General features: G+C 61.9%; 7 protein-coding genes, 1 tRNA gene and 3 pseudogenes. 3 read left to right on the top strand and 8 right to left on the bottom strand.

Going from position 1 to position 9454, the window contains the following annotated elements; translation table 11 throughout:
- The 4 genes and pseudogenes from proB to rplU form a co-directional block, all read right to left on the bottom strand.
- On the bottom strand, nt 1-700 hold a 700-nt coding region (gene proB, locus Q427_RS06825), incomplete at its 3' end, for a glutamate 5-kinase (protein ID WP_043512266.1).
- 39 nt (nt 701-739) lie between these two features.
- Complete coding sequence (gene cgtA, locus Q427_RS06820; protein WP_043512264.1) at nt 740-1924, bottom strand: Obg family GTPase CgtA; 1185 nt, start codon at nt 1922-1924, stop codon at nt 740-742.
- Between the two features lie 84 nt (nt 1925-2008).
- Nucleotides 2009-2265, bottom strand: a pseudogene (rpmA, locus tag Q427_RS06815) (50S ribosomal protein L27).
- Between the two features lie 33 nt (nt 2266-2298).
- The gene (gene rplU, locus Q427_RS06810) at nt 2299-2610 is read right to left on the bottom strand and encodes a 50S ribosomal protein L21 (protein WP_043512263.1); all 312 of its coding nucleotides are present in this window, start codon (nt 2608-2610) and stop codon (nt 2299-2301) included.
- A gap of 284 nt (nt 2611-2894) precedes the next feature.
- Here rplU and ispB point away from each other — a divergent pair.
- The 3 genes and pseudogenes from ispB to Q427_RS35145 all read left to right on the top strand — a co-directional run bounded on the left by ispB (nt 2895) and on the right by Q427_RS35145 (nt 4544).
- Nucleotides 2895-3901 (top strand): annotated as a pseudogene (gene ispB, locus Q427_RS06805) (octaprenyl diphosphate synthase).
- A gap of 101 nt (nt 3902-4002) precedes the next feature.
- Nucleotides 4003-4079: transfer RNA gene (locus Q427_RS06800), tRNA-Pro, on the top strand.
- Nucleotides 4080-4412: 333 nt separating this feature from the next.
- A complete protein-coding gene (locus Q427_RS35145) occupies nt 4413-4544 on the top strand; it encodes a hypothetical protein (protein WP_269321202.1) in 132 nt (43 codons plus the stop codon).
- Nucleotides 4545-4974: 430 nt separating this feature from the next.
- Here Q427_RS35145 and Q427_RS06795 read toward each other — a convergent pair whose 3' ends face one another.
- The 4 genes and pseudogenes from Q427_RS06795 to Q427_RS06780 all read right to left on the bottom strand — a co-directional run bounded on the left by Q427_RS06795 (nt 4975) and on the right by Q427_RS06780 (nt 9308).
- A complete protein-coding gene (locus Q427_RS06795; RefSeq protein WP_043512261.1) occupies nt 4975-5757 on the bottom strand; it encodes an enoyl-CoA hydratase-related protein in 783 nt (260 codons plus the stop codon).
- Nucleotides 5758-5759: 2 nt separating this feature from the next.
- A pseudogene (pcaF, locus tag Q427_RS06790) lies at nt 5760-6964 on the bottom strand (3-oxoadipyl-CoA thiolase).
- Nucleotides 6965-6972: 8 nt separating this feature from the next.
- Entirely contained in the window at nt 6973-7782 is an 810-nt protein-coding gene (locus Q427_RS06785) for an enoyl-CoA hydratase/isomerase family protein (RefSeq protein WP_043512258.1), read from the bottom strand.
- Nucleotides 7779-9308 (bottom strand): class I adenylate-forming enzyme family protein, encoded by a 1530-nt coding sequence (locus Q427_RS06780; protein ID WP_043512255.1) that lies wholly within the window; start codon nt 9306-9308, stop codon nt 7779-7781. Before Q427_RS06780 ends, Q427_RS06785 begins: the two co-directional genes overlap by 4 nt.
- Nucleotides 9309-9454 lie beyond the last annotated feature (146 nt).

Here is a 9454-nt window from a genome sequence, read left to right as displayed (position 1 = left end):
CCTGCACCTTGGTGGTCATGCCACCGCGCCCCAGTGCGCCGCCACTCCCCGCCATGGCCGCCAGCGACGGATCGCCGGCACGCCCTTCATGGATCAGCCGGGCATCGGGGTTGTGGCGCGGATCGGTGTCGAAGAGCCCCTCCTGGTCGGTAAGAATCACCAACGCATCGGCTTCCAGCAAGTTGGCCACCAGGGCGCCCAGGGTGTCGTTGTCGCCGAAGCGGATCTCGTCGGTGACCACGGTATCGTTCTCGTTCACCACCGGCACCACCCGCAGGTCGACCAGGGTGCGCAACGCCGAACGAGCGTTGAGGTAGCGCTTGCGGTTGGAGAGGTCGTCGTGGGTCAGCAGCACCTGGGCGGTGAGCAGGTCGTGCCGGGCGAAATGGTGCTCATAGCACTGGGTCAGACCATTCTGGCCCACTGCGGCGGCGGCCTGCAGCTCATGCACCGCCGAAGGGCGCACCTGCCAGCCCAGCCGCACCATGCCGGCGGCCACGGCGCCGGAGGAGACCAGCACCACTTCAATGCCACGCTTGTGCAGCGCGGCAATCTGGTCCACCCAGCCGCCGATGGCAGGTTCGTCGAGGCCGCGACCGTCATTGGTCAGCAGCGCGCTGCCGATCTTCACCACCACCCGGCGAGCGCCTCGCAGCGCATCGCGTCCCGGAACCCGCTCGCTCACACCCTGCTCTCCCATCCAGCGAAATCAACCGCTTCAGCGCAGCCAGTTGTTACCTCAAGGAGCGTATTCGACTTCGACGTCGAAATCATCGTCGTCAAAGTCGTCATCGTCGTCCTTGCGCTTGCGACGCCGACCCAGGCGCGCCTCGGTGCGCGCCACGGACTCGGCCTCCATGCGCTCACGCATCCGGCGCTCGCGCTCCGCGGCCTCTTCGTCCTCGTTCTCGAGGCGGCGCCGCTCGGTCAGCCAGCGATGCGCCGCCTGTACCAGGGCATCGGTGCCCTCGCCGCTGATGGCAGAGATGCGATACACCGGCCCTTCCCAGGCAAGGCCCTCGACGATGGCGGCCACCCGCGACTCGCGCTCCTCCTCGGGCACCAGGTCGAGCTTGTTGATCACCAGCCAGCGTGGCAACTCGGCAAGGGCCGGCGAGAACTGGCCCAGCTCGTGAATGATCGCCTCAGCGGCCTCCACCGGGTCGGATTCGTCGAAGGGCGCCATGTCGACCACATGAAAGAGCAGCCGGGTACGCGTCAGGTGCTTGAGGAAACGCAGCCCCAGCCCGGCACCGTCGGACGCTCCTTCGATCAACCCCGGTATATCAGCCATCACGAAGTGCTCGTGCATGCCGAGCTTCACCACCCCCAGGTTGGGCACCAGGGTGGTGAAGGGGTAGTCGGCCACCTTGGGCTTGGCGGCGGAGACAGAACGAATCAGCGTCGACTTGCCGGCGTTGGGCATGCCCAGCAGGCCTACGTCGGCCATCACCTTCATCTCCAGGCGCAGGTTGCGCCGTTCACCCTCGGTGCCCAGCGTGGTCTTGCGCGGGGCCCGGTTGGTGGAGGACTTGAAGTGGATGTTGCCAAGTCCGCGGCGCCCGCCCTGGGCCACCAGCACCTGCTGGCCAATCTCGGTGATATCGACGATCACTTCGAGCGTGTCCTCGTCGATGACGGTGGTGCCGACCGGCACCTTGACCACCAGGTCGTCACCGGCGCGGCCGCTCATCTGCCGTCCCTGGCCGGGCCGACCGTTCTCGGCCTGGTAGAAACGCTGGAACTTGAAGTCGATGAGGGTATTGAGCGAGTCGTCACCCACCAGGTAGACGCTACCGCCATGCCCGCCGTCGCCGCCATCGGGGCCACCCTTGGGCACGTATTTCTCGCGGCGGAAGCTGAGGCAGCCACTGCCACCCCTGCCTGCCTCCACGATGATCGAGGCTTCGTCGACGAACTGCATTGCTACTCTCCCGACGGTATCCACCGTCATGATACAAGAAGGCCCCGCCTTGGCGGGGCCCTCCTACTACCGGTTCGCGCGCTCTCAGGCAGAGACGACGCTGACGAACTTGCGGTTCTTCGGACCCTTGGTCTCGAACTTGACCACACCGTCGCCCAGGGCGAACAGGGTATGGTCGCGGCCGAGGCCGACACCGGTGCCAGCGTGGAACTTGGTGCCACGCTGACGGACGATGATGTTGCCGGCGGTCACGACCTGACCACCGAACAGCTTGACGCCAAGCGTTTGGATTCTGAATCGCGGCCGTTACGGGTAGAGCCGGCTGCCTTCTTATGAGCCATTGCAAAGTCCTCGCTCGTTCAGGGGGTTACCGCTTACGCGGAGATCCCGGTGATCTTGACTTCAGTAAACCACTGACGGTGGCCCTGACGCTTCATGCTGTGCTTCCGGCGACGGAACTTGATGATGCGGATCTTCTCGCCACGGCCGTGGGAAACGATCTCGGCAGCCACCTTGGCACCGTCAACCAGCGGCGCACCAACCGTGACGTCGTCACCATCGGCTACCAGCAGGACCTGGTCGAACTCGACGGTTTCGCCGGTCGGCACTTCCAGCTTCTCGAGCTTGAGAGTCTGGCCTTCCTGAACGCGGTACTGCTTGCCACCGCTCTTGATTACTGCGTACATGTGCGTGTCTCTCCAGAACTCATCGGGGTTGGCTCTTCGTCGGCCTGCTTCGAGTGGCGCCCCTTTTGGCAGCCATCTGGCAGGGAGCGTGATGAGTGGGCCGCGTATTATAACGACACCCCCCAAGCCATTCAAGCCACATCTTGCCTACCTCCCGCGTCCCGTCATGGGCAGGCTTGACGCCGCTTGACGCCCTTCGGGGGCCCCATAGCATGACCCGCAACCCAAGGCCACCGGGCAATGCCTCCGGCTTGCCGGCCCCACTGCCTGATGACAACGAATCCATGCCAGCCAACGTCTCTTCGAATTCATCTGCCAGCACCACCCCGGCCTCGCCGCTACACGCCGCGGTTGCCGATGACTTTGCCGCCGTCAACAGCACCATCATGTCCCAGCTGGCCTCGCGGGTTCCGCTGGTGGAGACCATCGGGCAGTACATCATTGCCAGCGGCGGCAAGCGGCTGCGTCCATTGCTGGTACTGCTGGCGGCACGCTCGCTGGGCTACCAGGGCGACAAGCATATCTCCCTGGCCACCCTGATCGAGTTCATGCACACCTCGACGCTGCTGCATGACGACGTGGTGGATGACTCCCATATGCGCCGAGGCCGCGCCACCGCCAACGACGCCTGGGGCAATGCGCCTTCGGTGCTGGTGGGCGACTATCTCTACTCCCGCTCCTTCCAGATGATGGTGGAGATCGGTTCACTGCGGATCATGGACGTGCTGTCGGGCGCCACCTGCGTGATTGCCGAGGGCGAGGTGCAGCAGCTCACCAACGTGGGCAATCCCGATATCGACGAGGCCACCTACTTCGAGACCATCCTGGGCAAGACCGCCATGCTGTTCGAGGCGGCGTCGCACAGCGGCGCGATCCTCGCCGAGGCGACCCCGCAGCAGGAGGCGGCACTGCAGTACTACGGCCGCTACCTGGGGCTCGCCTTCCAGCTCATCGACGACCTGCTCGACTATCAGGGCGATGCCACCGCCATGGGCAAGAACGTGGGCGATGACCTGGCCGAAGGCAAGCCCACCCTGCCCCTGATACAGGCCATGTCAGCCGGCACCCCCGAGCAGACCAGGCTGATTCGCCAGGCGATCCGCCAGGGTGGCCTCGATCACCTGGACGGCGTGCTGGCCATCGTGCGCGACACCGGGGCGCTGGACTACACCCGCGCCCGTGCCGAAGAGATGGCTGCCAAGGCCCTGGAGCAGCTGGATCTTCTGCCGCCAGCCGCTACCGGGACAGCATGGCCGAACTGGCCCGCATGGCGGTGGACCGGGAGGCCTGAGACAGCGCCACCGGAGGCTTGCAAGCCCAAGGCAATTGCGTATAATGCCGATCTCGTCAGGCGCCCAGGCGCCTGACGGCACAGTGAAAACTGGCAGAAATCGGAGTATAGCTCAGCTTGGTAGAGCGCTGCCTTCGGGAGGCAGAGGTCGTAGGTTCGAATCCTGCTACTCCGACCAGAGAATTCAGTAAAAACCGCCACTTACGGATCATTCCGAGTGGCGGTTTTTCGTTGCGCTCTGCTCTAGGTAGCAAATAGGTAACAAGCAGCGAAACCTACCGTCTGTCGCGGCCATCCCATACGATACGTCTCAAGATCCCTCGCCTTGATTGTATGAGTTCCTCGCCCGCTTTGGGTGACCGTCGCGGAATGGATCGACTGGCCCCCACCTCTCCAGCGGCCAACCGGCAGGATGCCGCAAGCCTATCTAGCACAGTCAAGTAAGTGTTGAATGCCAGACCGAAGGTGATGGTCTGATCCCGACCATGGATCACCGAGGAAACAGAGAGCCATGACCTCAATCGCGGATAGCAATGACATCGAGCGTGCGCTGCTGGAACTCTTGGGCGGAGCCTACGGCGCCAGGACAGATGCACTGATCCGCGACGGCATCTCGCTGTCCGCTCTCGACAGGATCAGCTAGTTCGGTCTGAACCCGATCGATATCGGCATCATTAGCCAAAGCGCACTCCGGCACCGACGCACCCAAGGGAAAACGCTCACCATGCGCGAAGGAGACCGCCTGTACCGTGTCGGCCTGCTTGCTCTGGAGGCTGAAGCGCTATTTGGCAGCCGTTAGAAAACAGTCACTTGGTTGCTTAAGCGGCGACAAACCCTGGCTGGTCAAAGTGCGTTGCAAGCGGCTTTCACGACCCCCGGCTTCCTGGCGGCGGCGGAGTTACTCGGTCAGGAGCTTGGGTTCTCCCGAGAGACGCTGTACCGACACCTTCTCCAGGGTGAGTTGCGCCAGGATGGAATGGAGCTGCTTTCCCATATACGTGGTAAGCAGCGGATCATCCAAAACCAGCGAGCCTCCGAGAAAATTGGTAAGGCTCGCGTATGGCTAAACTTCTTTAAGCGCCCTTATAGTGCGGCTTGCGTTTTTCCAGGAACGCTGCCATGCCTTCTTTTTTATCTTGGGTGGCAAAAAGGAGCTGCACGGCTTTACGCTCTAAAGCCAAGGCGGACCCCAGCGGGGCATCTGCCCCGTACAAGATAGCCTCCTTGATCTGCGCCAGGGCAATAGGCGGCAGTTCGGCGATATGCTCGGCCATCGCTAGAGCTTCCTTCATCACTTCGTCATCTTCGACCAGCTTGCTGATTAGGCCCATTTCGTAGGCCTCCTCGGCGCGGATGATCTCGCCAGTCAAACACATCCGCATAGCGCGGTACTTACCCACCGCCCGTACCAGACGCTGGGTGCCACCAGCTCCTGGCATGATGCCAACCTTGGCCTCCGGCTGACCAAAACGAGCGCCGCGCCCAGCGATGATGATGTCGGCGAGCATGGCCAGCTCCATCCCCCCGCCGAGGGCGAAGCCATTGACCGCTGCGATTACCGGCACTGGGCAGTCCCCCACCGCGCCCCAGAGGCGCTCGGTGTGGCGGTGGTAAAACTCTACCGCGTCGATTTGCGACATGTCCTTGATGTCGGCGCCGGCGGCGAAGCTCTCCTCGTTCCCGGTGAGAATGACGCAGCGCAGCTCCCTATCGTCGACCAGGCTGCGAAAGATCTCGGCTAGCTGCTGGCGCACGGTAAGATTTAGCGCGTTACGGACTTCAGGCCGGTTGAGCCGGACGATGGCAATGGCTGGGCTGACACGCTCCAACAGAACCTGCTTGGGTGACTCGCTCATAGTTACCTCACTCTCTCGATGACCATGGCGATACCCTGACCGACGCCGATGCACATGGTGCACAGCGCCTTGTCCATGGACCGCTCCTGCAATTCTTTGGCCGCAGTCAGGACGAGCCGAGCGCCCGACATGCCCAGCGGGTGGCCTAGGGCGATGCCCCCGCCGTTGGGATTGACATGTTCGGCATCATCCGGAAGCCCTAGCTCACGAAGCACTGCCAAAGCTTGTGCGGCAAAGGCTTCGTTCAACTCCACCAGATCGATATCGCCGATCCCTAGGCCCAGGCGGTCGAGCAGCTTCTGGCTGGCCGGTGCCGGGCCGATACCCATGATGCGCGGTGGTACGCCGGCAGTAGCCATCCCCCGTACCCGAGCTAAGGGCTGCAAGCCATAGCGCTCCACCGCCTCGGCCGAGGCAATAAGCAGTGCCGCAGCGCCGTCGTTGACGCCTGAAGCGTTGCCGGCGGTCACCGAGCCATCCGCACGGAACGGCGTCGCCAGGCTGGCGAGCTTCTCCAGCGTAGTCTCGCGTGGATGCTCATCCACGCTAACCTGCACCGGATCGCCCTTGCGCTGCGGGATCTCTACCGGGGTGATTTCTCGCCCTAGCCGGCCGCTACGCTGGGCGACAGCAGCCCGTTGCTGACTGCGCAGGGCGAAAGCGTCCTGGTCTTCGCGGCTGATGCCAAACTCGGTGGCCACGTTTTCAGCCGTCTCCGGCATGGAATCGATGCCGTACTGGGCCTTAAGCAGTGGGTTGACTAAACGCCACCCAATAGTGGTGTCGAAGATCTCGGCTTGGCGCGAATAGGCTGAAGAAGCCTTGCCCATCACGAAGGGGGCGCGGGTCATGGACTCTACGCCGCCGGCCACGATTACCTCTGCCTCGCCGGTACGAATAGCGCGGGCGGCCATGCCCACCGCGTCCATCCCCGAGCCGCAGAGACGGTTCACGGTAGTGCCAGGAACCGTGTCAGGGAGGCCACCGAGCAACACCGCCATGCGGGCGACGTTACGGTTGTCCTCTCCAGCCTGGTTCGCGCAGCCGAGGATGACGTCCTCCACTGCCTCCGCTGGCAGGCCAGGGACCTGCTCCATCAGGCCCGCAGCACGTGGCCGGCCATATCGTCTGGGCGCACTGCCGCCAGGGCACCACCGTATCGACCGATGGGCGTGCGCGTGCCGGCGCAGATATAGGCGTCTCTCATAGTGCCTCCTATAGCGGGCAGTCCTTGTCGAAGTCAGGCTTGCGTTTCTCGCGCAGTGACTTCAGCCCTTCCTGCACGTCAGGGCCGTTGAAGCCCATGAACTCCAGAGCCAGCGAGGTATCGAAGGTCGGGCCGGCCATGCGCAGCCAGTTGTTGAGTGCATACTTGGTCCAGCGGATCGCCGTAGGCGAGCCGGCTGCGAGCTTCTTCGCCACCTCCAGAGCCCTGTCGTGCAGTTCGTCCTGTTCGGTGACCAACGAGATCAGCCCGATACGCTCGGCCTCTTCACCGCTCACTGGCTCGCACATCATCAGGTAATACTTCGCTTTGGCCAGGCCACACAGCAGCGGCCAAACGATAGCGGCGTGATCGCCGGCAGCAACACCTAGGCGGGTGTGGCCATCGATAATGCGGGCATTGCGGGAGGCGATGGAAACGTCAGCCAGTAGACCAGCTACCAGGCCCGCGCCTACCGCCGGACCGTCCATTGCCGAAACCACAGGCTTCGAACAATTGACCAGGTTGTAGACGAGATCACGAGCCTCCTTCCAGACTCGGGTCAACGTGTTGAAGTCCTTACTCATCTCCTCGACTAGATCTAGGTCACCACCTGATGAAAACGCCTCGCCGGCGCCGCATATGATTACGGCACTGATGTCCGGATCAGCGTCGATGTCGCGCCAGATGCGTACCAACTCCCCATGCATGACGCTATCGGCCGAGTTCAGCCTGCCTGGGTTGTCCATGGTTATCCGCAGGACGCGCTCTGCAGGACGGTCGAACTTCAGGCGCTGATAGTCTGAGTAGCGCTCGCTCATATCTTTTTCTCCCGGTCTTTCCAGTAGTTTTCGCGTAAGACGTTCTTTTGTATCTTACCAATGGGGGTTTTAGGGAAACTGTCGACGAACTTCACCAACCGCGGACGCTTGAAGCGGGCGAGACGATGGGCACACAGATCGACCAGCTCCTTCTCCTTGACTTCGGCACCGGGTTTGACCAAGACATAGGCCGCCGGAACCTCACCCCACTTATCGTCGGGGATACCAAACACTGCGCACTCCGCCACAGCGGGGTGCTCATAGATGGCGTTCTCGATCTCTTTGGGGTAGATGTTCTCACCGCCGGAGATGATCATGTCCTTAGCGCGATCGACCAAAGTGACGAAGCCATCTTCGTCCATCACACCAAGATCTCCGGTCAAAGCCCAGCCGTTGCGCCAGAAGGCAGCGGTCTGATCGGGATCCTTGTAGTATTCGAGCATCACGTTATCGCCACGAGAAGCGATCTCGCCCACTTCGCCGGGGCCGACAGGGTTACCGTCAGAATCAAGCAGAGCGAGGTCCACGTTGTAAGCCTGCCGGCCGATCGATCCCAGCTTCTCAGGCAGGTACCAGGGGCGCAGAGCGGTAAGCACTCCCATCTCCGACTGACCATAGGTCTGGATCATTTCCACCTTGGGCAGTTGCTTAAGCATTGACTGCTGAACCCAGTCCGGCATTGGGGCGCCGGCGAAAGAGAGCTTGCGCCAACTCTCATAGGGGGCAGCGTCAAAGTCGGGGTCCTTCATGATCATTGATACCTGGGTGGGCACCATGAACGCCGCTGTCATTTGGGTATCGCGAACCATGCTGGCGAAGTCGGGCACGCTCCATTGACTCAAGAAGGTACAAGTGGCACCGGCCAGGACCGCCGGTTGGAACATGATGTTGAGGGCCGCGACATGGAACAGAGGCGTAACGATGCCAACCACGTCGCGCTCATCGAGGGCCTCTTCCATCATCACCGTATGGGCGGTGACAGCACGGTTACGGTGGCTACAGAGCACACCCTTGGGACGGCCAGTAGTCCCACCGGTATACGTCATGCAGAAGGGGTCGTCCTCGTTGATCTCCACCTGCGGATAATTTTCTGAGCCCTCGGCGATAAAGGCATAGAAAAGCGGATTTTCGCCGTCTTCGCCAAGACGGACCACCTGCTTGAGCTTGGGAAGGCGATCGCAAACGGCATCGACTTTCTCGGCGAATATATCCTCGTAGAAGAGCAGCTCCACATCGGCCTTGTCCAAAACGTAAGCCAGTTCATCAGGTGCATATAGCACAGAAATATTCACGAGCACGGTGCCGGCTCGTGCCGAACCGAAGAAGGCAATACCGTATTCGGTGCGGTTACGGCTCAGAATGCCGACCTTCGACCCCTTCTCAAAGCCGGAGTCGATCAGAGTATTGGCGAGCCGATTGGCCGCACGGTCCAGCTCGCGATATTTGAGTTCTGTGCCTTGCCAGAGGATGGCCGGCTTGTTTGGGAAGCGCTCGGCAGCGCGACGCAGCATGTCCCCGGTAAGCATCAATAGATCCTCTTTGATTTTTTCATCGAGAGCCGAGAGCCTCGCTGTCGGCGGTCAACTTTTGCTAATCTTATAGCATGTGAGCAAAAACAATTTCCGCACACCGGAATACTGGGAGAGCCAAAATGTCACGTGAGGACCGTCAG

It is taken from the genome of Halomonas sp. BC04, from assembly GCF_000568385.1.
Note: the sequence above shows the minus strand (reverse complement) of the source record. Positions and strands in the feature narration are given on the sequence as shown.